Source organism: Neisseria sp. P0009.S007, assembly GCF_051962515.1.
The window spans coordinates 1-285 of sequence record NZ_JBQCVF010001054.1 but is presented as its reverse complement, the minus strand read 5'-3'; the positions used below and the strand labels follow the sequence as shown (position 1 = coordinate 285).

Here is a 285-nt window from a genome sequence, read left to right as displayed (position 1 = left end):
GTTTTACAGACAGCGGCATCGACGTCCTCAACGTCGGCATGGTTGCCACCCCTATGCTCTACTTCGCAGCCATCAACGAATGCGGCGGCAGCGGCGTGATGATTACCGGCAGCCACAATCCGCCCGATTACAATGGTTTCAAAATGATGCTCGGCGGAGACACGCTCGCAGGCGAAGCCATTCAAGAACTTTTAGCTATTGTTGAAAAAGACGGTTTTGTTTCCGCCGACACACAAGGCAGCGTAACCGAAAAAGACATCTCCGGCGAATACCACAACAACATCG

1 pseudogene is annotated in these 285 nt (G+C 52.6%); it reads left to right on the top strand.

The window, feature by feature from the left end:
• Positions 1-285: pseudogene (locus ACTHS3_RS17720) on the top strand (phosphomannomutase/phosphoglucomutase); the annotation flags it as partial.